Source organism: Erysipelothrix aquatica, from assembly GCF_009828825.1.
GTDB classification, from domain to species: Bacteria; Bacillota_I; Bacilli_A; order Erysipelotrichales; family Erysipelotrichaceae; genus Erysipelothrix; species Erysipelothrix aquatica_A.
The window spans coordinates 13,182-35,891 of sequence record NZ_WTTA01000006.1; the positions used below are offsets into that span (position 1 = coordinate 13,182).

Annotated in this window: 25 protein-coding genes, 1 pseudogene and 1 riboswitch; of the genes and pseudogenes, 1 reads left to right on the forward strand and 25 read right to left on the reverse strand. The window is 38.5% G+C overall.

Features of this window, described 5'->3' with window-relative positions:
- From GVV22_RS10120 to GVV22_RS10215, 20 genes and pseudogenes are all read right to left on the reverse strand, one after another.
- Positions 1–1,944: a DHH family phosphoesterase gene (locus GVV22_RS10120; RefSeq protein WP_159649944.1), complete on the reverse strand. Its 1,944-nt coding sequence runs from the start codon at positions 1,942–1,944 to the stop codon at positions 1–3.
- Between the two features lie 61 nt (positions 1,945–2,005).
- Complete coding sequence (locus GVV22_RS10125; RefSeq protein ID WP_159649945.1) at positions 2,006–2,551, reverse strand: DUF2232 domain-containing protein; 546 nt, start codon at positions 2,549–2,551, stop codon at positions 2,006–2,008.
- A gap of 57 nt (positions 2,552–2,608) precedes the next feature.
- Positions 2,609–2,842, reverse strand: coding sequence for a 30S ribosomal protein S18 (rpsR, locus tag GVV22_RS10130; RefSeq protein WP_159638448.1), 234 nt, complete (start codon positions 2,840–2,842; stop codon positions 2,609–2,611).
- 18 nt (positions 2,843–2,860) lie between these two features.
- Positions 2,861–3,319, reverse strand: a complete 459-nt coding sequence (locus GVV22_RS10135) for a single-stranded DNA-binding protein (protein WP_159641578.1) — start codon at positions 3,317–3,319, stop codon at positions 2,861–2,863.
- A 20-nt stretch (positions 3,320–3,339) separates the two neighbouring features.
- Complete coding sequence (gene rpsF, locus GVV22_RS10140) at positions 3,340–3,627, reverse strand: 30S ribosomal protein S6 (protein WP_159638452.1); 288 nt, start codon at positions 3,625–3,627, stop codon at positions 3,340–3,342.
- A gap of 143 nt (positions 3,628–3,770) precedes the next feature.
- The gene (locus GVV22_RS10145; RefSeq protein WP_159649946.1) at positions 3,771–4,409 is read right to left on the reverse strand and encodes an IspD/TarI family cytidylyltransferase; all 639 of its coding nucleotides are present in this window, start codon (positions 4,407–4,409) and stop codon (positions 3,771–3,773) included.
- A 571-nt stretch (positions 4,410–4,980) separates the two neighbouring features.
- A pseudogene (locus GVV22_RS11235) lies at positions 4,981–5,085 on the reverse strand (TetR family transcriptional regulator); the annotation flags it as partial.
- Between the two features lie 126 nt (positions 5,086–5,211).
- Positions 5,212–6,696, reverse strand: coding sequence for a lysine--tRNA ligase (gene lysS / locus GVV22_RS10155; RefSeq protein WP_159649947.1), 1,485 nt, complete (start codon positions 6,694–6,696; stop codon positions 5,212–5,214).
- Positions 6,697–6,830: 134 nt separating this feature from the next.
- Positions 6,831–7,700, reverse strand: coding sequence for an Hsp33 family molecular chaperone HslO (hslO, locus tag GVV22_RS10160; protein WP_159649948.1), 870 nt, complete (start codon positions 7,698–7,700; stop codon positions 6,831–6,833).
- Positions 7,701–7,748: 48 nt separating this feature from the next.
- On the reverse strand, positions 7,749–9,617 hold the full coding sequence (ftsH, locus tag GVV22_RS10165; protein ID WP_201288180.1) for an ATP-dependent zinc metalloprotease FtsH: 1,869 nt from the start codon (positions 9,615–9,617) through the stop codon (positions 7,749–7,751).
- 14 nt (positions 9,618–9,631) lie between these two features.
- A complete protein-coding gene (hpt, locus tag GVV22_RS10170; protein ID WP_159638462.1) occupies positions 9,632–10,171 on the reverse strand; it encodes a hypoxanthine phosphoribosyltransferase in 540 nt (179 codons plus the stop codon).
- Positions 10,172–10,196: 25 nt separating this feature from the next.
- The gene (gene tilS, locus GVV22_RS10175) at positions 10,197–11,399 is read right to left on the reverse strand and encodes a tRNA lysidine(34) synthetase TilS (RefSeq protein ID WP_159649949.1); all 1,203 of its coding nucleotides are present in this window, start codon (positions 11,397–11,399) and stop codon (positions 10,197–10,199) included.
- 16 nt (positions 11,400–11,415) lie between these two features.
- Positions 11,416–11,979: a hypothetical protein gene (locus GVV22_RS10180; protein ID WP_159649950.1), complete on the reverse strand. Its 564-nt coding sequence runs from the start codon at positions 11,977–11,979 to the stop codon at positions 11,416–11,418.
- 175 nt (positions 11,980–12,154) lie between these two features.
- Positions 12,155–13,156: a rod shape-determining protein gene (locus tag GVV22_RS10185; RefSeq protein ID WP_159638466.1), complete on the reverse strand. Its 1,002-nt coding sequence runs from the start codon at positions 13,154–13,156 to the stop codon at positions 12,155–12,157.
- Positions 13,157–13,177: 21 nt separating this feature from the next.
- A complete protein-coding gene (locus GVV22_RS10190; RefSeq protein WP_159638468.1) occupies positions 13,178–13,378 on the reverse strand; it encodes a DUF1146 domain-containing protein in 201 nt (66 codons plus the stop codon).
- A gap of 84 nt (positions 13,379–13,462) precedes the next feature.
- Entirely contained in the window at positions 13,463–14,563 is a 1,101-nt protein-coding gene (locus GVV22_RS10195; protein WP_159649951.1) for a cation:proton antiporter, read from the reverse strand.
- A gap of 38 nt (positions 14,564–14,601) precedes the next feature.
- Positions 14,602–14,663, reverse strand: a riboswitch (Fluoride riboswitch).
- Positions 14,664–14,694: 31 nt separating this feature from the next.
- Positions 14,695–15,024, reverse strand: coding sequence for a MazG nucleotide pyrophosphohydrolase domain-containing protein (locus GVV22_RS10200; protein ID WP_159649952.1), 330 nt, complete (start codon positions 15,022–15,024; stop codon positions 14,695–14,697).
- Positions 15,025–15,028: 4 nt separating this feature from the next.
- Positions 15,029–15,775 (reverse strand): copper homeostasis protein CutC, encoded by a 747-nt coding sequence (locus GVV22_RS10205; RefSeq protein ID WP_236261956.1) that lies wholly within the window; start codon positions 15,773–15,775, stop codon positions 15,029–15,031.
- Positions 15,776–15,786: 11 nt separating this feature from the next.
- The gene (locus GVV22_RS10210) at positions 15,787–16,857 is read right to left on the reverse strand and encodes a hypothetical protein (protein ID WP_159649953.1); all 1,071 of its coding nucleotides are present in this window, start codon (positions 16,855–16,857) and stop codon (positions 15,787–15,789) included.
- Positions 16,858–16,887: 30 nt separating this feature from the next.
- Positions 16,888–18,063, reverse strand: coding sequence for an NAD(P)-dependent malic enzyme (locus GVV22_RS10215; protein ID WP_159649954.1), 1,176 nt, complete (start codon positions 18,061–18,063; stop codon positions 16,888–16,890).
- 201 nt (positions 18,064–18,264) lie between these two features.
- Here GVV22_RS10215 and GVV22_RS10220 point away from each other — a divergent pair, with 201 nt between their 5' ends.
- The gene (locus tag GVV22_RS10220; RefSeq protein WP_159649955.1) at positions 18,265–18,870 is read left to right on the forward strand and encodes an HAD family hydrolase; all 606 of its coding nucleotides are present in this window, start codon (positions 18,265–18,267) and stop codon (positions 18,868–18,870) included.
- A 24-nt stretch (positions 18,871–18,894) separates the two neighbouring features.
- Here the strand turns inward: GVV22_RS10220 and upp are convergent, their stop codons facing one another.
- The 5 genes from upp to prmC are packed head-to-tail and all read right to left on the reverse strand — an operon-like array spanning position 18,895 to position 22,707.
- Positions 18,895–19,515, reverse strand: a complete 621-nt coding sequence (gene upp / locus GVV22_RS10225) for a uracil phosphoribosyltransferase (RefSeq protein WP_159638478.1) — start codon at positions 19,513–19,515, stop codon at positions 18,895–18,897.
- The gene (glyA, locus tag GVV22_RS10230) at positions 19,515–20,747 is read right to left on the reverse strand and encodes a serine hydroxymethyltransferase (protein WP_159649956.1); all 1,233 of its coding nucleotides are present in this window, start codon (positions 20,745–20,747) and stop codon (positions 19,515–19,517) included. The genes upp and glyA overlap by 1 nt, the downstream gene beginning before the upstream one ends.
- Positions 20,747–21,202, reverse strand: a complete 456-nt coding sequence (locus GVV22_RS10235; RefSeq protein ID WP_159638482.1) for an RpiB/LacA/LacB family sugar-phosphate isomerase — start codon at positions 21,200–21,202, stop codon at positions 20,747–20,749. The genes glyA and GVV22_RS10235 overlap by 1 nt, the downstream gene beginning before the upstream one ends.
- Positions 21,190–21,807, reverse strand: coding sequence for an L-threonylcarbamoyladenylate synthase (locus tag GVV22_RS10240; RefSeq protein WP_159649957.1), 618 nt, complete (start codon positions 21,805–21,807; stop codon positions 21,190–21,192). The genes GVV22_RS10235 and GVV22_RS10240 overlap by 13 nt, the downstream gene beginning before the upstream one ends.
- A gap of 45 nt (positions 21,808–21,852) precedes the next feature.
- Positions 21,853–22,707, reverse strand: coding sequence for a peptide chain release factor N(5)-glutamine methyltransferase (prmC, locus tag GVV22_RS10245; protein ID WP_159649958.1), 855 nt, complete (start codon positions 22,705–22,707; stop codon positions 21,853–21,855).
- Positions 22,708–22,710 lie beyond the last annotated feature (3 nt).

A 22,710-nucleotide genomic window follows, 5' to 3' on the forward strand; every position in this document is an offset into this window, starting at 1 on the left:
TTAGTCACGTTCCTCTCTTACTGTTTTAATCGCTTCTTGTAAAGCTTCAACGATTTCATTCATTGATTGATTTCGAATTACGGTAGCGGCACCTGTAAAGTGTCCACCACCACCTAATTTTTCCATCACAACCTGAACATTGAGTTCCCCTTTAGAGCGCGCTGAGATTGCAATTGATTCTTCATCGACTGGCGCAATCACAAAGGACGCCTCCACTTCCCTTACAGATAGAATTTCATCTGCTGCTTGCGAAAGCATTGTTCGTTGTAATATTCCATGTTTATATGCTGCGATAACGTAATCATCATAGAGTTTACTTGTCGCAAGAATTTTAGTTTTCGTTTCAAAGTCACCATAATCATCACGAAGCATATTTTCAACTTCAGCTAAATCCGCACCATATTTGCGCAATTCCGCTGCCGCCTGGAATGTTCGGCTTCCACTGCGGTGTCTAAATCTGTTAGTGTCAATAATCATTCCTGTATACATATATGTTGCAACTAACTTACTAATCACAACGTTCTTACGATGGTACGGGAAGAGTTCGATTATTAATTCACTCGCTGATGACGCCGATGACTCAATATAGGTAAGGAGCGGTTTAAATTTAAATTCTCCAGTTCGGCGATGATGATCGATTACAGCAATCCGTTTTGCCATTCCGATAATATCTAAGAATTGTGTCTGTTCAAGACTGTGGTGGTCAACCATGATCACTAATGTCTTGTCTGTAATTATACTGAGTGCTTGTGAATGACTTATGAAATTATGATTTTTTTCAAATTCTTCACGATTTTTTCGTATTGCATCGGACAAATTTGCTTCGATATCATCTGGATTCAGGACTATTGAAGCACGTTTGCCATAAACTTCTGCAATTGCCGCTACCCCTAGTGCACTCCCAAAGCAATCGAAATCCATCATTCTATGTCCAACAATGATGACTTCTGTCGAATTATTGATGACATCTCCGAGATTTTGGGCCATGACACGAACACGAACCTTACTTCGTTTTTCAACCGCTTCGGTTGACCCACCGAAGTATGTCATTTCCCCATCTTTAGTGTTAATAACGACTTGATCTCCACCACGACCTTGAGCAAGTTCAAGAGCACGGTTCGACATGTCTTCTAACTCTCTAAAACTCTCTGCTTGGCGGGCAAACGCCAATGATAATGTAATACTTGCATCCATTTTTGCCGCTTCTTTGCGAATTTCATGGAGAATTGTAAATCGTTCTTGGGTAATTTCTTGTAAAATTTCTTCATTTAGCACCATCAGATAACGGTCTGATCGAATACGTCGGATATACATTTTATGACGATCCGCCCAACGTACAACTGCTTGCCGAATATTCATATCAATTAACGCGATAACTTGTTCCTCTTCATACTGTGTCGTTTCTTCATAGTTATCTAAATACGCAATTCCTAAAACAACGGAATTGTTACGGTTATTCCGTTCCAACTCAGTAAGTCGTGAAACATCTTTAAAAAATATGATATTGTCATTATTTCTAATGGTCGCCTCATATTCTTTATTCTTTATTGTTAATCTCACAAATTCTTCTTTGCCATTTATCAATTTCATAACTTCAGGGTATGCAGTTCGAATGTTTTTTCCAATATCCGATTCTTCAAAATTTTCACTCACCCATGTTATGGTTCCATCATCTGTAATGGTGACGACAGAAATTTTCCCGTACTCAAACGCATCTTGTGCCTCATATCCTAATAAGTCGGATACTTTAAGAACACGACTTTGAGTGCTGCTTACAGTCGTGTAAAACATTACACCAATGATGATAAGATTTACGAGAATAATGATATATTGCAAGATATAGAGATTATCTGGAAATGCCAATTGAAAGACAACGATTAGTGCGACTTCCACAAACGCAATAATCAAGAGCTGCGTTTTAAGCGTCTCGAATTTTTTTATCATAAAATTCCCCCTAAGGTTTCGTCTATAATTTTATCACAAATAGGACTTTCTGACTATTGACTCATTTTTTATAGCGTCGCTGCATAACATTAATAAGGACCGTCGAGCTTGTTTTGATAATGAAGGTTTCCATGAGAATCAATATTAAGATTCCTATAATAATTATTATATGGTAAATCGCAGGATTCGCAATGTACGGCATCATATTTTGTGTTGCCGAATACGCAAGGGAATACTCAAATCCAAAAAACGCCCCAAATTGTGTAATCATCAACACGTAAACGGGTATTGCGGATACCACCAAGAGTGCATAAGTTTGCCTCGTTTTCAACCTCTTGGAGTTCGCAAAAATACAAACAAGCCCGATAAGACCATAACCTGTCATAAGGAGAACTGTAGGTAGATATCCAGTGAAAATGAGTGCTGATACAACACATGCAATATACACCGGAAAACTAGATTTAAGCCCAAAATAGAACCCATACACAATGAGTGGAACGGGTAAAAAAGACATAAATACGCCAACAGTTGCGCGATCAAAAAGCATTATAAGCGTTGTAAGTGCTACGGTCATTGCACCGGATGTTAGATGTTTAGTAGTTTTCATAAGTATACCCCTTTATATAAAAAACCTCTCACTTGCGTGAGAGGATTCATATGTATCTTAGTTGTCTGATACGTATGGTAATAAAGCCATTTGGCGTGCACGTTTGATAGCTGTTGCTAATGGACGTTGGAATTTAGCTTTTGTTCCTGTTACACGTCTTGGAATAATTTTACCGTTTGCTGAGATAAAGCGTTTTAAGAGTTCCACATCTTTGTAATCGATTGTATCGATGTTATTTTTTGTAAAGTAGCAAACTTTACGACGTGGTCCACGGAATTTTTTGAATGACATAGTCTAGCTCCTTTCTGGTTAGAATGGAAGATCGTCACTAGTAATATCTAGAACTGGTTCATCATCCATTGAGAATGATGGTTCCGGATCAGCTTGATATGCAGGTGTAGACTGTGCACCTGATGACTGATACGGTTGAGTTTGTTGCTCACGCTCTTGACGTTGTGTACGTGATTCCAATGAATTAACACTTTCAGCATTAATTTCTTGTACATATACACGTTTACCAGTAGCATCTTCATACGATCTCGATTGAATTGAACCTTCGACACTAATCAAAGCACCTTTTGTAAGGTAGTTTGAGATAAAGTCAGCTGTTTGATTCCACGCGACACAGTTAATAAAGTCAGCTTGCTCTTGTTGAGAAAAGCGACGGTTTACTGCGACAGTGAATGAAACAACAGATTTACCTGTTTGTGTTTTACGAAGTTCTGGGTCTCGAGTCAAACGACCCACTAATATTGCGCGGTTAATCATAGTTAAATCACTCCTTTAGATTAGTCTTCTAAACGAACAATCATATGACGTAATACATCTTTATTGATACGTGTTAAACGATTGAATTCGTTTATTGCTGTGTCTTCTGATGTAAATGTAGTAACAACATAGTAACCTTTTTTAAAGTCTTCGATTTCGTATGCTAGCTCACGTAATCCCCACTCATTGACGTTATCAAGAGTTGCTCCGTTATCTGTTAAGATTGCATGTGACTTTTCAATCACTGCAGTACGTGCTTCTTCGTCTAATGAAGGTTTTACGATGTACATTAATTCATATTTACGCATGTGTACACCTCCTTTTGGTCTATGGCTCATAATGAGCAAGGATAATTGCGTTTATCCGTTTATTCATTATAGCAAATGAATCCTTGCGTGTAAATACATTCCATCAATGTTAAATACGCAAGGATTCATTCTTTTCATAATTATTAATGATTGTTTTTTAAAATAAAGCGTGCGTTACGAACATCTCCGTGTTCTACCGCAATTTTCACTTCACTTACAGCACGTACAACGGACGCATCATCTGTAAATTCATGATCAATATTTCGCGCTTTATTATAGCAGTTAATGATAAATGATGTATTGAATGCTTGTGGTGTCTGAGACACCATGAGTGTTGATGTATCTACCGTTTCCACAATGTATCCATTCACAACTCTATGTACTGCAGCACGTGGTTCAATCGCAAGAACACATGCCTTTTCGGATCCCATTCGATGAATAAGTTTATCAATGAGACTTTGGGTTAACCACGGACGAACACCATCATGAATCAAGACAACATCTTCCGATATCGCCATCAACCCAATTTTCACACTATCGGTACGTGTTTTTCCACCTTTTACGTAGACGATCTTACCACTACCTGTAGTTTGCACAAATTTTTGCATATCTGCTGCACTTGTAACGATTACAATTTGGCGGCAATTTTCATCGCGTTGAAAAATTGATATGGTTTTTCCGAGAACACTTTTGGAGTCATCAAATGATGCAATTGCCTTTTCATAGCTTTCACCCTCTGCAGCACCCTTACCTGCCGCAACTAACAGTACTGAATAATTCATAATACACCTCTTATTTCCCTTTGAGTTATTCTAACATATTGTATTTGCGAGATAAAGTTTATCGGGTAATTTCGTAGAAAAACCCGAATACTCGGGTTTTGGTTCTTGTGACGCTTTATATAGGATTATAACCTATTGTTCATTATCTCAAATAAGAGCATGAAGACTCACTAAATCAAGCACATGATTAGAAACTAATACTACGATTTAAGTGAGTGAGTCACAATCATGAAAGCTTCGTTCTTGGTTAGTTATCGCCACTTACCTCACCCTTAAACGCATGTATTTGTTTCACGATTTCGGTCGACTACATGATATGAGTAACACTAAGCGAACCGTCAATTTCACCCTCTTCTAGACAACGCTCGAGATATGGAACTAAGAGTTCATTTACATACTCAATGTACTTAAGAAAGAATCTTAGGCTATTCAACAATTCATAAGAAGTACTTACATATTGATATGTTGATTTATCGAACATATCTACAAGAAACAATTCTTGTATTTTTCTCAATCCATTCAAAGAAGGATCCTTGAGTATTGAATCAAACACATTACGGTCAGGCAGCATTCATTCAACAACTTTATCAGCGATTTCTTGTTTAGACTTGAAGTGATGGTAAAACGCACTTTTAGTTAAGCCATCTAGTGGATCAATAATATCTTGTACTCGAGTTGTCGCGAATCCTCAACTCGTGAATTACTTGACTGCACTTTCAAGAATCAAAACTTTAACCTCTTTTGCTGTGTAACGACAAAAAATCCATAACAAGTGATTGTTATGGATTAAGTAAAATACATTTTATCTATTTTTCATGTGTGGGAATAAGAGTACATCGCGAATGCTTGCACTATCTGTGAGTAGCATAATAAGTCGATCTAAACCAATTCCAATTCCACCTGTTGGCGGCATCCCATATTCAAGTGCCTCAACAAAATCAGTATCCATGTCTGTTGCTTCATCATTCCCAAGGTCTTTTTCTTTAAGTTGATTTTCAAAACGCTCGCGTTGATCAATAGGATCATTAAGTTCGCTAAATGCATTTGCATATTCACGCGCGTCAACGAAGAATTCAAAACGGTCGGTAAAACGAGGGTCCGCTGCATTTTTCTTCGCGAGTGGAGAAACCTCAACAGGGTGACCATAAACAAATGTCGGTTGAACAATTGTTTCTTCACAGAATGTTTCAAAGAATTCATTCACAATATGACCGAATGTTTGTTGGTGTTTAGCAATATGAAGTCCATGTGCTTTTGCGATCTCAAGTGCTTCAGCATCTGATTTTACATCGAAGAAATTAACACCTTTAACTTCGTTAATTAGTTCTACCATATGAACGCGTCGGTAAGGTCCCTTCAAGGAGATATCTTTTCCTTGATAATTAATCTCTGTTGTACCCAAGACGTTGTCAGCTAGATATAGCATTAAGTCTTCTGTCAAATCCATCATATCATTCATATCTGCATATGCTACATATGCCTCTACAGTTGTGAACTCCGGATTATGTTTTGGACTCATTCCTTCGTTACGGAATAGACGGCCAATTTCGTAGACCCCTTCCATTCCACCAACGATTAATCGTTTCAATGGTAACTCCGTAGCGATTCGTAGATAGAAATCCATATCTAGCGTATTGTGATGTGTTACGAAAGGACGTGCAGCTGCTCCTGAAAGTATCGGTGTTAGCACAGGTGTTTCAACTTCCGCTAATCCACGATCATCAAAGAAATTACGGATTGCTCGCATAATTTTAGGACGCATAAATGCTGTGTTTCGTGACTCTTCATTCATAATGAGGTCTAGATAACGACGACGGTAACGTTCTTCAATATCTTGCAAGCCATGGAATTTATCTGGTAATGGACGTAGTGCTTTTGTTAAGTGGACTACATTTGTTGCCTTTACGGATAATTCCCCATGGTTTGTACGGAAAATAATACCTTCGACGCCAATGATATCGCCTAGATCTAAATCTTGGAAATATTCAAATTGTTCATCACCTACTGTATCTTTACGGATATATACTTGGATTTGTCCATCACGGTCTTGAAGATGGATGAATCCAGCTTTTCCCATAAGTCGTTTGGTCATGACGCGCCCAGCGACGGATGTAATTACAGCTAATTCTGCGAGTTCTTCTTTTGATTTCAGGTCGTATGCATCCAAGATTTCTTTTGAGCGTTCCTTCGGCTTGAAACCACTTGCGTAAGGATCAATTCCCTTTTCGCGTAAGGCTTCCATTTTTTCTCGACGAACAAGTTCTTGTTCTGTTAATTCATGCGACATAATTTCACTCTTCTTCCTTGTCATTAATTTATCACTTACTATTCTATCAAATTCTTTGATTTAATTCATCTTATATCGTTTCTTAGATATTTTTTACTGAATATGCAAAGAGCGAACGCAGCGCGCTCACTCATTTAACTTCGCTCATTGATAATTGATTGAAGTTCGTTTTCTTCGAAATGATATTCTTCATTGCAATAATGACACTTCAACGTTGCGCCTTTATCTTCTTCGATAATTTCAGTTAAATCATCACTCGACAATGTGCGCAGCACATCAAGCATTTGCTCACGATTGCATCCACAGTAATATTGAACATCTTGGCTCCCTAAGATAACACTATCATCAAAAAGGGATGTTGCAACATCTATTGCCTCTTTATCAATCATAATATTGGAAACTGGCGGCAACTGTAAAAACACAGTTTCGATTGCCACAATATCTTCTTCTGTCGCCTCTGGTAGAACCTGGATTAAAATTCCTCCCGCAGACATAATGCTGAGGTCTTCATTTACTAACACCCCAACGGATAAAGCTGATGGAATCTGTTCACTTTGAGCATAGTAATATGCAAAGTCTTCGCCAATTTCACCAGTGCGAAGCTCTACTTGGGAACTAAATGTTGCTGAGTTTCCAGACTTATAAGTGACATGAAGTGACCCTTGACCTACAATGCCTCCGACATCAAGTTTGCCCGTTGCTTCATTTACCTGATGTGCGTGAGGGTTTGAAACCAATCCACGTACATTTCCTGCATTATCTGCATTTACGAGAATATGGTTAAGAACACCATTACTTTTGATTTCCGTAACAATTTTTTCGTTATCACTTTTTAAGGTTGATCCCATAATCACAGCAACACTCATAACCCGACCTAATGCAGCGGATGCTGCTGGATAGGTATCATGAATTACTCTTGCCTTTTCTACTGAGTTTGTTGTTTTAGTCACAAAGAACCGAACACGGCCACCACGTGCGAGCCCTCGTACGATTTGATCTGTCATATTTATCTCCTATTTGGTTTAAAATGCCCCATCGAAATGGGGCATTGATTATGCTTCTACTATTTCTACTTCTACGGGTTCATTCCCCGCATCATTTGCATCGCGTCCTTCAACAATATTGTTGATTTGTTCTGCAGTAATTGTTTCAAATTCAAGAAGAGCAGCAACAATGCGTTCCATTAATGGGCGTTGTGCCTCAATAATAACTCTTGCTTCTTCTTTAGCTTCGTCAATAATGCGACGTACTTCTTTATCAATCTCAAAGGCAATTTCGCCAGAGTAGCTTGAACGTGATGAATAATCACGACCTAAGAAGACGTTGTCACCTTGGCCATCATCATATTGAATAGGTCCTAAATTACTCATTCCATATGTTGTAACCATTGCACGAGCTATACGTGTAGCACGTTGAATATCACTATATGCACCCGTTGAAATTTCATCAAAGAATACTTCTTCCGCAACACGTCCACCAAGCAATCCAGTAATCTTAGCTTTAAGATCTGTTGCACTTTGTGTAAATGTTTCTTCTTCAGGTGTCATTAAGTTATATCCACCAGCTTCGCCACGAGGGATAATTGTAACTTTTTGAACTTTATCAGCTGCAGCAAGTTTCAATCCAATAATTGCATGTCCTGTTTCATGGACTGCGACCATATGACGTTCTTTTTCACCATACTTACGTGATTTTTTAGCTGGACCCATCATGACTCGGTCAATCGCCTCATCAAGTAGTTCCATTGTAATTTTAGGTTGTTTCTCTCGAACCGCGAGAATTGCTGCTTCGTTTAGAACGTTTTCTAAGTCAGCACCTGAGAATCCAGGTGTACGACGCGCAATATTTTCAAGCTCGACATCTTGTGCAAGTTGCTTATTACGAGCGTGAACACCAAGAATAGCTGTACGGCCTTTAACGTCTGGTAACCCAACAGTTATTGTTCGGTCAAAACGGCCTGGTCGTAGCAAAGCAGGGTCAAGAACATCAGAACGGTTCGTAGCCGCTAGAATAACAACACCTGAATTTTCTTCAATTCCATCCATCTCAACAAGCATTTGGTTCAATGTCTGTTCGCGTTCATCATGACCACCACCAAGACCGGCACCACGTTGGCGACCAACAGCATCAATTTCATCAATGAAGATGACACTTGGTGCATTTTTCTTAGCTTCTTTAAACATATCACGAACACGGCTTGCACCGACCCCGACAAACATCTCAACAAAGTCAGAACCTGAGATTGCAAAGAATGGCACATCAGCTTCACCAGCCGCTGCCTTAGCAAGTAATGTTTTCCCTGTTCCCGGAGGACCAACTAATAACATACCTTTAGGAATTCGGGCACCCATTTCTTCGTATTTTTTAGGGTTTTTCAAGTAGTCAATTAACTCTTTCATTTCTTCTTTTTCTTCGTCAGCACCCGCAACATCCTTAAATCGAACTTTTACGTTTGATTGGATTTTTGCACGTGATTTACTAAACTCGAAGGCTTTGTTATTTCCACCGCCTCCCATTTTAGAGAAGATAAAGACCATACCACCAATTAGCAGTACATAAGGTAAAACTACAACTAGAAGGTCACTAAAGAGGTTTGATTCCGTAATGTCTGGATATGTAACCTTTGGATCTTCTGCTTCGATAATTTTTTGTAATTCATTAACATTTTGTTCTGTTCGTGGGAAGCGTGTTTCAAACGTCTTCGTACGTCCATTCTCATCTTTATACTTACCATTAATATCGATAACAAACTGACGAACTGTCATTGATGAATCTGTTACGGTATTTTTTTCGATTACATCGTAGAATTCAGCATTTGAAATCGGTGCAGATCCTTGAAATGTGAAAAATCTTATAAGCATAATTGCCATAAACAATGTAATTAATGTCAGAATAATATTATTTTTATTATTTTTTTTCAATCTGTCCACTCCTCTTACTGATAGACTTCATCCTTAAGGATTCCAATGTAAGGTAATTGTCTATATTTTTCGTTAAAGTCTAAGCCAAAACCGATTACAAATTCATTAGGGATTTCAAATCCGATGAAGTCCGCGTAAACATCTACCTCACGACGTGAAGGCTTGTCTAGTAATGAAATTACTTTGACGTCATTAGCCCCTTTGTTTTTAAGTAATTGAATAATCGCTTTAATTGTATGTCCTGTATCGACTATGTCTTCGACTAAAAGAATATTCACGCCCTTAATTGAGCGATCTAAATCTTTTAAAATCTTAATATCGCGTGATGATTCAGTTCCTGCATAACTTGACACATCCATGAAATCATATTCCATGTCTAAATCCACATGGTTAATGAGTCTTGCCAAGAAAGGTACTGATCCTTTTAGTAGTGCAACAAGTACAATTGGTTCTTGTGCATCTTTGTAGTGGTCAGTGACTATTTGGCCCATTTCCACACATTTTTCATTGATTTGTTCTTCACTAATTAATATTTCTTTTACGTCCTTATGCATCCTAAAAACTATCCTCCTGCGATAACTATAATTCTATCACAAAAATATTGTTATTGTTAGCGTAATGATGAACATCACAACCCAATCCCACGACAAATACAATATGTTTCGCAGAATTTTCAACTACAAGCCATTTTTTTCGCTGAAATCGCGGAATTTTACGATCTATGAAGAATCGGTTGAGTTTTTTGGTGCCATATTTCATCATTATTTCATCTTCAGGCAGTGCATAACGCACTGTTATGGGAAAATCATCATCTTTCAAGCAAACTGCTTCAACTCGTTCTCCGGACTTTGATATCTTAAATTTATCATAGGTTTTAAACTCAAGCTTATCGATTTGCATTTTGAATTCTTCATGGGGACTCACGTTCATATATCCATGACTCACTGACAATTCTAAGTTATCAAAAGTTGCTTCATAGGTTCCTTTTTCTATACCTTGCAATATGGCACCAACATGTTTCTTACTCATCGCGTGGACATCAACACCTTGAGCATTTAGCCAATAGCGCAATACATCTTTGGGATACTGATGTTCCAAAATTTGGGTTGTATCAACCGTACTTCCCAACGCCATAACTGTTTCCTTAATTTTTTCTTGTTTATCATTATTTAAAGAGCGCTCATAATTGAGTTCTTCAATTAATCGGTTCCACTGTGTCGCATCACTATGTTGTAAATTTTTTCGAACACGATTTCGAGTATATGTATCCTCGAAATTACTTTCATCAATTCCATACTTTATTGAGTTTTGTGATGCATATGCTAGAATGTCCTTTTTACGCCACGATAAAAGTGGTCGCCACACGTAGACTCCCAAAACAACAGCATTTGGAGCAAGCCCGACAAAAGCACTTTTCATGTTTCGGGATTTCTGCATAACATATGTCTCGACATCATCGTCAAGATGATGACCGACCACAACTCCGTTCGCATTATACTTACTTACAAGCATTTTAAAGAATGCGTAACGAAAGACTCGTGCATTATGTTGGAAATTATTATTATCATTCGAATCATCACTATAGTTGATTGTTTCAAAGGGAATACCGTATGTCTCACAGTATTCCGCCACAATTTCTTCGTCACGATCGCTTGTTAATCGTTTCTTGTAGTTGACATGTGCAACCACTAATTTATATTTTTTAGTTCTCAGTGTATCTAATAAAACCATTGAGTCTGGGCCACCTGAAACAGCCACTATCCATTGTTTCTTTTTATCCATGCTACTCACCCACGTATTATTCTATCATATGTGGTCCAAAGATTATTTCCTTTACACATGTACGTATTTTATCAAAAGTAGGACCTTTTGGACAAATATGGCCATTAATAGATATTATCCTGCCTGAATTAATAAACTTACAATCGTTCAAAAATAACACCGAAGGTTTATTTAGGCCTTCAACCTTACCAATATAATACAGGTGACCTTTGGTAGGATCGTGTTTGTTAACGGATTGACTGATTGTATTAGTGTTGGATGTCATTGGAACTACCAGTAATTTATGATTGTATGTAGCAATCACAAGTCCAAAATGCTGATAACCTGCTTCATTGATATATGCTTGTCCATAATCGATATAACAAATATCACCGACATTAACATCGATACCTAGAGATGTGGATGACCAAAATTTCATGCGTTTAAACCGATTGTATCCGCTGACGCATTCTCGATTCTGCTGTGACAATGGCATACTTAATATAAACGCTTCATATTCCTTGAGATACTCTTGAATTAATTCATTGGTAGGTGCCTCCCGACATTCAAGATGTTTCGTTAGCGACTCTTTGTATTTCATAGTGTTTTTCAACCTCCTACCTGTAAATTACGATATTTTTCTTAATAATCCTAACACTTTTCGTAAAAAAAGCTGATTTTCGTCGTTTTTTTACCGCTTATACATAAAACACGAAAAAAAAACGGGCTTTATTGTGAGTCACAATAAAGCCCGTTTGTATTTGATATTCTTTTAATTAAAGACCCATTGCTTCAAGGTTTTCAAGCATAATACCTGTTCCCTCAGCAACACAAGTTAACGCATTTTCTGCAACATATACCGGAATACTTAATTCATGTGAGATTAGTGAATCCAATCCATGAAGTAATGCTCCACCACCTGTCAACACAATACCGCGTGTCACGATATCAGCTGATAATTCAGGAGGCGTTTGCTCGAGCACTGTACGGCATGCACGTACAATGTCCTGAAGACTTTCATGCATTGCATTTGCTGTTTCATCTGCACGTAGCGTAATTGTATTTGGAAGTCCTGTGACTAAGTCACGACCACTCACTGCAAACGTTTTTGTTTCCATTGTGTCAACAGCTTCAACACTCGCTGCTCCAATATGAGTTTTAATTTCCTCAGCAGTACGATCACCAATCAAGAGTTTATATGTATCTTTAACATACTTGATGATATCGTGATCCAAACGGTCACCCGCAACTTTTAATGAAGTGCTTGTAACGATTTCACCTAATGATAGAATTGCAACGTCTGTTGTTCCTCCACCTATGTCAAGAACCATTGAACCCGTAGGCTTCGAAATGTCCAAGTTTGCGCCAATAGCTGCAACTTTAGGTTCTTCTTCGATATAAACACGCTTTGCCCCTGCACGGTATGCAGCATCACTAATCGCTTTACGCTCTACTGATGTAATATTTGATGGGCAGCAAATAAGGATTGTAGGACGTGAAAATACGCCTTTTAGTTTTAATTTACGTACAAAATATTGAAGCATCATTTCCGTCACTTCAAAGTCAGCGATAACACCATCTTTTAATGGACGAATTGCAAGAACACGTCCCGGTGTACGACCTAACATATCTTTAGCCGACTGGCCAACTGCTAGGCATTTTTTTGTATTTGCGTCAATAGATACTACTGATGGTTCGTCAAGAACTACGCCCTCACCTTTAACATAGATGAGGATGTTTGCAGTACCCAAGTCAATTCCAACTGCTTTTGAAAACATAAGTATTCCTCCGGTATTTTTTTATATGAGATAGTTAGTTGATAATCCGAGTAAAAACTGTGCTACGGCATATCCTAATGCCAATGCCAATAGAATATAGAGCACTTGCATATGCATTTCTTTTCCCTTACGGGTAAACTTACGAAAATCCACACCGTATAATGCGTACGCTGATATAAAGAAAGACATTAAATATAGTATTATTCTTGGATAATCACTCATTTTCTTCACCTATATTACTATACCAAATGTCATGATTAATTTCCAATATTTCCTTTTATTATCATGAACTTCACACACATACCCTTAATCCATTAAATCTACGGTTCTTTTTCGCATATATAATGTTGTTAGTGGTGTGGATAAAATGATTGCTGTTACGCCAGTTACAAAAATTAAGTTTCCGTATGGCATCCCCATCGCAAGGGGAACCGATGCCAATGCTGCTTGAACTGTAGCTTTGGGTAAATAAGCGATAGAGATGTATCTTTTTTCGTTTGCATTAAAACCACCATCTTTAATCGACACCCTAATTCCAACAATACGTGACATAATACCTATTGATAAAATCACAAGGATTATCCATAAATTTTCTGCAGCAAATGTCTCAATTGAAATCATCGAACCCACAACTGAAAATAGTAATATTTCGGCGATAATCCACAAAGTCCCAGCGTCTTTTTGAACCTGTAATGTATCTTGTTGTTTACTCAATGTTATTCCAAATGTCATAACACTGATAAGTGCCGATACCGGCAACAACAAATCGCTATAGCCAAGTAACAACGCAATTAATGTAATCAAAATCGTCTGTCTTGGTCGTACGATTTTCGCAACTACGATACCAAGTAGACCGCCCAAGATAATCTCGATTGGAATCATGATTAGTGTTTGGAGAATTTCATTCGATTGTGCTGCCATACCAGAGAATATCGAAAAGATGGTTATTGCCGCAATATCATCAAGCGATGCCGCACTCATGATCATGGTCGGAATGTGTTTCTTGGTTCCAAAATTTCGTTGTTGGAGCCAAATCATCATCGGAATTACAACAGCAGGCGACACGGCTCCTAGCATAAATCCCATCATTCCCGCTTCTGCTACACTCATTTGTGTTAGCAATAACGCCATTACCAGCACAGCCAACCCTTCAAATAATGCCGGAACAAAACTTAAGAGTGCCGTTTCTTTCCCAACTTGCTTCAATGTGCTTAAATTAATCCCTAATCCTGATCGCAGCAGAACTAGCACCAAAGCAACATGACGTATATAATCACCATACGGTAATGTCGTAAAGTATGAGAAAACAAATCCGACAAGCATATAGAATAATAACTGTGGAATTTCGAGTTTCATTGCTATCTTTCTAAGTAATAGACCAATTCCAATTGCAAGTATGTAAGCCATTTATAGTTCCTCCATAAAAAAACTCCTACAAGTCAAAAAGACTTGTAGGAGTCATCAGCAATTTCTTGCGGTTTGGGCGAACTCCATCGCCATTTCATTCATTTTATCAAGTTATCTCATGCTGTGCAAGTTCAAATAGCAGATTTGATATATGATTGTAAGTCCGGAGTTTGCTTATATTTTTGGGAAGCTTGTTTATCCTTTTCAAGGAGTGTCTTTTCAAAATCGATATCGTTTACAGCTGCGATTGCTATCGCATAATGAACAACATCTACAAGTTCTTCTGCAAGTGAACTTTCGCCATCATCATGTTTTCTTCCCACTTTTTTATTTATTGCTTCTGCAACTTCGCCTATTTCTTCGACCAACTTCATAAAGAGTGCTTGGGTATGGATGGCATCTTCATACTTTTGTTTAAGGTAGTTTTGATAGTCATGAATACTTACACTTTTCTTCATCATATCTTTACCCCTCACGTTTCATGAGAACTTCCATAAATGTTTGAAGTTTCTTCGCATCAACACCTTCGTAATCTCCGGATTGATCGTATCGGTACGATACTTTTGAACTCGATGTTGTTGGGTCACTAAACCATCCTTTGAATGATGAATGAACTTGGGTCGCTTTTGTTTCATCAAGAATTTCATTGATATTCTCTTCATTCACTCCCGCACCAACACAAATTTCAATTTGCGTACCGTAGTTTTTTTGTAGCATTTTCAATGTTGGAATCCCTTTATCCGCTGTGGTTTCTAATCCACTTGTCAGCACCCGATCAACGCCGCACCGAATTAATGCTTCAATTGCCGCTTGTGCATCAGAGGTTCGATCAAACGCACGATGATAGATTGCTTCGATACCATGTTCATGCGCAAGATCGACAAATACTTTAGTCCAAATCTCATCTATTGTATTGTCTGCATTTAAAAAACCAAATACAATCCCATCTGTGCCATACTCAATAAGTATTTTCGCATCTTCAAACATCGTTTTCATTTCAACATCAGTGTAATGAAAACCACCAGCACGGGCGCGAACCATTGTGATAATTGGAATTGCGACATGCTTTTTCGCTTCGGTTAGTGTCGCTACACTTGGGGTCAACCCCCCAAGAAACAGTGCATTGTTTAACTCGATACGATCGGCACCTTGCGCTTGAGCGGTGATACAGTCTTGTACCGAACCTGCACACACTTCAACTTTAATCTTCATTTTAAATCCCTCTATGTACTTTCTACTATACCGCTAAGCATCAACAGCGAACGAGTATAAATCTCCATATTACGGCGTAGCAACTTTCGTGTATCTTTTGTATCAATATGTTCGCTACATTGAATTAATCTTGGTCCAAAACCCACAGTATTCTGAATCAATGATGCGTAGGTTAACATGTCGGCTTTTCTCGGCTCAATACGTTCGCCAGTAACCTGAGCATAACTCTGTGTTAGTGGTTCAATGTAATGGCTATGCATGGACGCCACAACGTGCTGTGGCATTGGACGAAATGTATCTACTTGATTTTCTAACAAGTTTGTCTCAATGAATGATTTAAGATCACTGCTATTGATTGTTTCCGGATACGAAATTTCGACATTCATGTGGTCTTTCGCCTCATAAATTTTCGTAATATTAATGCCATAAATCGGCATATTCTTTTCCAAATTCTTATGATTTCGCATATTTAACTCTAAGATTTCTCTTATAGATTCATTATCTAGGTAATTCGTAAATTCTTTCGAGTATTTGCTTTGAATCCTTATCTTGGCTTGTTGGTACGTTGGATATGTAACACTCCATGTTGATGTCGGTGTCCATCCAAATAGCGGTACAACCTCAAGTCTGAGATAGTCTTTAATATGCTCAAATTCGCCATCTTTATCCATCGTGACAACAATCCGTACAGGCACATCAAACGTTATTTTAAGTTGCTTGAGTGCATAGAGCGCAAAGAGATTTGTGATCATGGCACTTGTATTATCGGTAAACGATGGCAATGAGCTCGTTACATGATTTTCAGTTTCAGCATTCGTGCCAACATTCCCAAATATTCCAATGTAATCACCCGATTCAGCACCTTCGCCATATTGAATATACCCTACCCCTTGGGTCATATTTTTGATTTTAAAACCAAGTTCTGCAGCTTTATCCAAAATATAGGCAAGCGTTGCTTGGGACGCGGATTCTTTTGAAGATACTGATAGATTTTCACTTTTAATGGTCTGAATTATTTCTACTGTTTTAACTAACTCAGAAGTCAGACTATCCAGAGTAGCTTCTAGTTCTATTATTTCCATCGTGAATTCCTCACTATTCCGTAAACTTTCTTATTTTCTTACAACACCCATTGCAACAGCTTTCTCAGCTACCGCTCTAGCAACCACATCCGCAACATCTGCATCTAGGATATACGGAAGTATATTTGTATCTGTTAGCTCATTATTTGGGATCATCGACGCAATGCCATAGGCAGCTGCAATTTTCATCTCTTCGTTAATTTCTGTTGCCTTAGCTTGAAGGGCACCTTGGAAGATACCTGGGAAAGCCAATACATTATTCACTTGATTGGGATAATCAGAACGTCCTGTTCCAGCGATACGGGCTCCTGCTGCAATCGCATCATCATAAGAAATTTCCGGTACCGGATTGGCCATTGCAAAAACAACAGCATCAGATGCCATCACGCGGACATCTTCTTGAGTCAGAACGCCCGCAGCAGATACCCCAATGAAAATGTCAGCATCTTGCATCAAGTCATGCAAAGTCGTTTCATCAGTGATGGGCTCAATATAATTGCATATTTCCTGAACAACAGGATCGTAGAATTTTACACGTCGATTATCCACCGGACCATCAATATTATAGGCATAAATATTACTTAAACCATAACGATGGAGCATTCGAATAACCGAACTTCCGGCAGCTCCTGTTCCTGAAACAACAACTTTAGCCGTTTTCAAGTCTTTATCAATAAGTTTAAATGCATTCATTAATGCCGCTAAAACGACAATTGCGGTTCCGTGCTGATCATCATGAAAGACAGGAATATTCAAACGTCGTTGGAGTTCTTGTTCAATATACACGCATTCTGGTGCCTTAATGTCCTCCAAATTTATTCCACCAAAAGTTGGTGCAATAATTTCAACGGTTCGAATCAGTTCATCTGGATCCTTAGTATCCAGCACAAGTGGAACCGACCCAACATTCGAGAACGCCCTAAAAAGCATGGATTTCCCCTCGATAACCGGAAGGGCAGCATTTGGACCAACATCTCCTAAACCGAGAACTGCAGTACCATTACTTACCATAGCAATCGTATTTTGTTTCCATGTATAGTCGTACACTGTCTCCGGGTTCTTTTGGATTTCACGCGTTGGTTCCGCTGCTCCAGGAGAATACAACAATCCAAATATTTCACGAGAGTCAATTGGCATCTTATTCAAAATTTCAACTTTACCTTGCAAATCTTTATGAATCTTCAGTGCTTTTTCTTTAAGTGTCATATTACCGCTCCGTTCTATACACTAATCTTATCACTTTCTCCAGTTTGATAATTGCGTTTCTTTCGCTTTTCAAGAATCGGTCACAATCCACCAGTACATTTTTTGTACTTCGTTCTATGAATGTTTCATGGAAACACTTAATTCCACATCATATTGTTTCTTTTATTCGGTATAATTAAGTTATATAGAGAAGGAGTTCTTATGATTAGACATTTTATTTTTGACATGGGCAACGTTTTGATTGATTTCAACCCTGATTATATTTTATCCCATTTTACAACAGACATTCACGAGCTCGGAAAGCTAAAATCATACGTATTTGGTGGCGATACTTGGTTAAGACTTGATAACGGTGATATCTCTATTGATGATGCTTACTATGAAATTGCAGCACGTGCACCGGAGCTTTATCATGAAACACTTCACGAAATCGTACATTCATGGTCTGACTATACCCCTAGCCGCGAAGCGATGATTGGTCTTATCGAAAATCTCAAAGAACAAGGTTATTCATTACATCTTTGTTCAAATGCAGCAAATACTTTCTACGACTACAAACATAAAATTAAAGCCCTTGAATTATTTGACAGCATCACGATATCAGCAAATATTAACATTTCAAAACCACAACCAGGCATTTATGAGCACGTACTAAAGGAAAACAATCTCAGCCCGCTTGATTGTATTTTTGTAGATGATTCTATGGCGAATGTTCAGGCAGCGTCTAAACTTGGCATGCATGGTTTCCATTATACCGGAAGCCCCGACATCCTTCGCAAATACCTTACAAATCTAAAACTACTATAAAAAAACTCGCCTTGGCGAGTTTTTTTATTTTGTACCGTAAATACGATCTCCAGCATCTCCAAGACCTGGTTCAATATATCCGTTATCATTTAATTTTTCATCAAGTGCTGCTAAGAAAATATCTACATCGGGATGATTTTTTTTAATAAATTCAACCCCTTCTGGTGCCCCAACAAGGCATACAAGTTTGATATTTTTAGCACCTCGACGTTTTACAATTTCAATTGCGGCGTCAGCACTACCACCAGTTGCGAGCATTGGATCAAGAACAAGAATTTCTGCATCTTCTAAATGCTCAGGAAATTTCGCAAAATATTCGTGAGGTAAAAGCGTTTCTTCATCACGATAGACCCCAACATGACCAACTTTTGCTGTTGGAATAAGATTCAAGATGCCTTCAACCATTCCAAGTCCTGCACGGATGATTGGAACAAGAATCACTTCTTTTTGAAGTTCAAATGTCTCATATGGTCCACTATGTGTTTCGATGGTTACTTGTTCCAGTTTGATGTCACGTGTAATTTCGTAAGCCATCAAACCTGCAATCTCATCAAGGTTTTGGCGGAAGTCTTTAGTTCCGGTATTAATGTTACGCATTTGTGTGAGTTTATGCGTAATCATTGGGTGGTTAAGTACTGTAATCATTATTGTTTTTCCCCTCTCATTGGAAAGTTACGTGTGAATGCTTTAACGGTCTCATTGATACGTGCAAGCGCTGCATCATCATCACGGTTCGTAATTGCATCATCTATGAAATGTGCAACTTTACGGAATTCTTCTTCTTTGAAGCCACGTGTTGTCATTGCAGGTGCACCGATACGAATACCGCTTGTAACCGCAGGACGTTCTTTATCAAATGGAATCGCATTCTTATTAAGTGTAATGCTTACTTTTTCAAGAATTTTTTCAACATGGGCACCCGTTAAATCTTTGCTGCGTTTCACATCAACCATGATTAAATGGTTATCAGTTCCACCACTTACAACACGATAACCCATTGTTTCAAATTCTTCCGCGATTGCTTTGACGTTTTTAAGCACTTGTTCCTGATAGACTTTGAATTCTGGTTGAAGCGCTTCATGGAAACAAATTGCTTTCGCGGCAATCACATGCATAAGTGGTCCGCCTTGTGTTCCTGGGAACACCGAACGGTCAATCGCTTTCGCATATTTTTGCTTACATAGAATAATACCACCACGAGGTCCACGTAATGTCTTATGGGTTGTGGATGTTACAAAGTCTGCATATGGAACTGGGCTTGGGTGAAGGCCAGCAGCAATCGGTCCTGCAATGTGTGCCATATCTACCATAAGATATGCGCCCACTTCATCCGCTATTTCACGGAATTTTTTAAAATCAATGGTACGTGAGTATGCACTCGCACCTGCAACAATTAACTTTGGTTTGACTTCTTTCGCAATTTGCAGAACAGTTTCGTAGTCAATCATTTCTGTATGACGATCGACGCCATAACCAAAGAATGTATAATTGACACCTGAAAAGTTTAGTTGATGACCATGTGTTAAGTGTCCACCAGCATTAAGATCCATCCCTAAAACAACATCGCCATGTTCTAGGATTGTCATATAAACTGCCATATTGGCTTGAGAGCCACTGTGCGGTTGTACGTTCGCATGTTCAGCCCCGTAAAGTTCTTTCAATCGCTCAATCGCTAAGTTTTCTACGACATCAACATATTCACATCCACCGTAATAGCGTTTACCGGGATACCCTTCTGCATATTTATTGGTCATAATGCTGCCTTGTGCAGCAAGTATATCTTCAGAAACAAAGTTTTCTGATGCAATTAACTCAATATTTTCCAATTGACGTTGTTGCTCGTTTTGAATTGCTTCAAATACTAAAGTATCTCTCATTAGCGTCCCTCCATGGTTTCAATATCTTTAATTTTATTAATGCGACGTGAATGACGATCGTCTTCACTAAATGGTGTTCCTAACCACGCTTCCACAATGTCTTTATTTGTTTCGAATGGTGTTGTGCGTCCCGCCATTGCCAAGATGTTTGAATCATTATGTTCACGAGTTAATGTTGCGACTTCTGGACTTGTAACGAGAGCTGCACGGATTCCACGAACTTTATTCGCAACGATTGACGCCCCTATTCCTGTTCCACAGAGGATAATTCCACGTTTGAATTCACCATTTGCGACAGCTTTCGCAGCTGGATAAATAACATCTGGATAATCCACACTATCAGTTGATGGTACACCGAAGTCCACCACCTCATATCCCAATGCTTCAATTACAGGTTTCAATGCTTCTTTTTGTTCAAATCCACCTTGATCACTTGCTAATGCTATTTTTTCCATTGCTCTGCCTCCTTTTGAACCGCTTCAAGTGTGACGATTCCTTCTCTTAAGCATACTATTTTATCACCTGTTAGGTCAAACACACTTGACGATATTCCACCACTTATTTCGCCATTAATGACACCGTCAATTTTTCCATCAAGTTGCTCTAAAACCATATGTGATGATGTTGCTGTAGGGAATCCTGATCGATTCGCTGAAGGAAGCCAAATTGGGTTCCCTACTTTCGCAATCATAGCCTGTACCCATGGGTCATCTGCCATTCGAATTCCAAGGGTATCTTGGTCCTTTAAGAATTGGAAAACGTCTGGTTTGCGTTTAAAAATGAATGTGACGGCTCCCGGCATAAATGTATGCATCAAGTGTCGTTGCAACTCTGTTACATCAGCCACCGATTCAATTTGTTCCAAACTGGAAACCATTAATGGAAATGGTTTATCAGCAGGACGTTCTTTAACCTTTTGGAGTTTTTCGTACAGTTCATCATCGTGACTGCTAGCAGCCAGACCATAAACGGTATCCGTTTTTATGGCAACGAAGCCGCCTTCTCGAACCGTATTCGCAACCACCTCTAAATCTTCTAGTTCATATATGTTTGTTTTCATCATTTTAACACCTCGATTTTTACTATTTTATCATAAAAAAAGATACTAATCTTCAATAAGATTAATACCTTTATACACAAAGACCATACGATCTAATCCATTCATGTCCTGACGTAAGATAACAGTAGCGTCGCTGAAAAAAGACTGTGCTAATGCCACAACTGCATCCCCAATATCAAAACCAATTTCAAATGCGATCAATGCTTTTTCATTTAATACCTTATGCGCATTGGCCAATACGCTACGGTAAAAGAAAAGCCCATCTTCACCACCAAACAATGCAACATGAGGTTCATTATTGAGAACCGCAGTTTGAATATGTTCAGTATTTTTGATGTATGGAGGATTACATACCAGAACATCAAGTTTAATATTTTGGTCAATAAGCGGTTGGAGCATATCGCCCTGCATGATTGTCATATCGGCATCGTTTTGTTGTGCATTTTCACGTGCAACAACCAATGCTTCTTCACTTATATCGGTTGCGTAGACATGCGTACCTAAATCTTTAGAGAGTGCGAGTCCAATTGCTCCACTTCCACACGCTACATCTGCAATCACAGGATTTTCAAAATAACTGTCGATATCTGCTAAGACATTGCCAACTAATTCTTCTGTTTCGCCACGAGGAATTAGTACTCCCTCATTTACGATAATCTTATAACCATAGAACCATTCATAACCCAGAACATAGCCTAACGGTATATCTTTTGCAAGTTCTTGAATTTTTTGTTTGAAGTCAGTAGCAACAGCTTCTCGAGCTTCATGTTCATATTCTGCGTACATATCTATATCTTGTTCACGTAGGAGTTCAAGCATTAAAACGCGAGAAAATCCCGCGTAAATGTCTGCTTTTTCTAATATATCAATACCTTCATTGACTAAGTCTCTATACGTCATTTA

Bases quoted from the DNA above. Each gene is read 5' to 3' on its own strand.
- glyA (WP_159649956.1), bottom strand. From the start codon at position 20,747: ATGAGAGATACTTTAGTATTTGAAGCAATTCAAAACGAGCAACAACGT.
- upp (WP_159638478.1), bottom strand. From the start codon at position 19,515: ATGATTACAGTACTTAACCACCCAATGATTACGCATAAACTCACACAA.
- GVV22_RS10205 (WP_236261956.1), bottom strand. From the start codon at position 15,775: ATGAAGATTAAAGTTGAAGTGTGTGCAGGTTCGGTACAAGACTGTATC.
- hpt (WP_159638462.1), bottom strand. From the start codon at position 10,171: ATGCATAAGGACGTAAAAGAAATATTAATTAGTGAAGAACAAATCAAT.
- GVV22_RS10195 (WP_159649951.1), bottom strand. From the start codon at position 14,563: ATGGCTTACATACTTGCAATTGGAATTGGTCTATTACTTAGAAAGATA.
- hslO (WP_159649948.1), bottom strand. From the start codon at position 7,700: ATGACAGATCAAATCGTACGAGGGCTCGCACGTGGTGGCCGTGTTCGG.
- GVV22_RS10215 (WP_159649954.1), bottom strand. From the start codon at position 18,063: ATGACACTTAAAGAAAAAGCACTGAAGATTCATAAAGATTTGCAAGGT.
- GVV22_RS10180 (WP_159649950.1), bottom strand. From the start codon at position 11,979: ATGAAATACAAAGAGTCGCTAACGAAACATCTTGAATGTCGGGAGGCA.
- rpsF (WP_159638452.1), bottom strand. From the start codon at position 3,627: ATGCGTAAATATGAATTAATGTACATCGTAAAACCTTCATTAGACGAA.
- GVV22_RS10220 (WP_159649955.1), top strand. From the start codon at position 18,265: ATGATTAGACATTTTATTTTTGACATGGGCAACGTTTTGATTGATTTC.
- rpsR (WP_159638448.1), bottom strand. From the start codon at position 2,842: ATGTCATTCAAAAAATTCCGTGGACCACGTCGTAAAGTTTGCTACTTT.
- GVV22_RS10145 (WP_159649946.1), bottom strand. From the start codon at position 4,409: ATGAATTATTCAGTACTGTTAGTTGCGGCAGGTAAGGGTGCTGCAGAG.
- GVV22_RS10135 (WP_159641578.1), bottom strand. From the start codon at position 3,319: ATGATTAACCGCGCAATATTAGTGGGTCGTTTGACTCGAGACCCAGAA.
- GVV22_RS10120 (WP_159649944.1), bottom strand. From the start codon at position 1,944: ATGATAAAAAAATTCGAGACGCTTAAAACGCAGCTCTTGATTATTGCG.
- lysS (WP_159649947.1), bottom strand. From the start codon at position 6,696: ATGTCGCATGAATTAACAGAACAAGAACTTGTTCGTCGAGAAAAAATG.
- GVV22_RS10125 (WP_159649945.1), bottom strand. From the start codon at position 2,551: ATGAAAACTACTAAACATCTAACATCCGGTGCAATGACCGTAGCACTT.
- tilS (WP_159649949.1), bottom strand. From the start codon at position 11,399: ATGGATAAAAAGAAACAATGGATAGTGGCTGTTTCAGGTGGCCCAGAC.
- prmC (WP_159649958.1), bottom strand. From the start codon at position 22,707: ATGACGTATAGAGACTTAGTCAATGAAGGTATTGATATATTAGAAAAA.
- GVV22_RS10200 (WP_159649952.1), bottom strand. From the start codon at position 15,024: ATGATGAAGAAAAGTGTAAGTATTCATGACTATCAAAACTACCTTAAA.
- GVV22_RS10185 (WP_159638466.1), bottom strand. From the start codon at position 13,156: ATGTTTTCAAAAGCAGTTGGAATTGACTTGGGTACTGCAAACATCCTC.
- GVV22_RS10210 (WP_159649953.1), bottom strand. From the start codon at position 16,857: ATGGAAATAATAGAACTAGAAGCTACTCTGGATAGTCTGACTTCTGAG.
- GVV22_RS10190 (WP_159638468.1), bottom strand. From the start codon at position 13,378: ATGAGTGATTATCCAAGAATAATACTATATTTAATGTCTTTCTTTATA.
- GVV22_RS10235 (WP_159638482.1), bottom strand. From the start codon at position 21,202: ATGGAAAAAATAGCATTAGCAAGTGATCAAGGTGGATTTGAACAAAAA.
- GVV22_RS10240 (WP_159649957.1), bottom strand. From the start codon at position 21,807: ATGAAAACAAACATATATGAACTAGAAGATTTAGAGGTGGTTGCGAAT.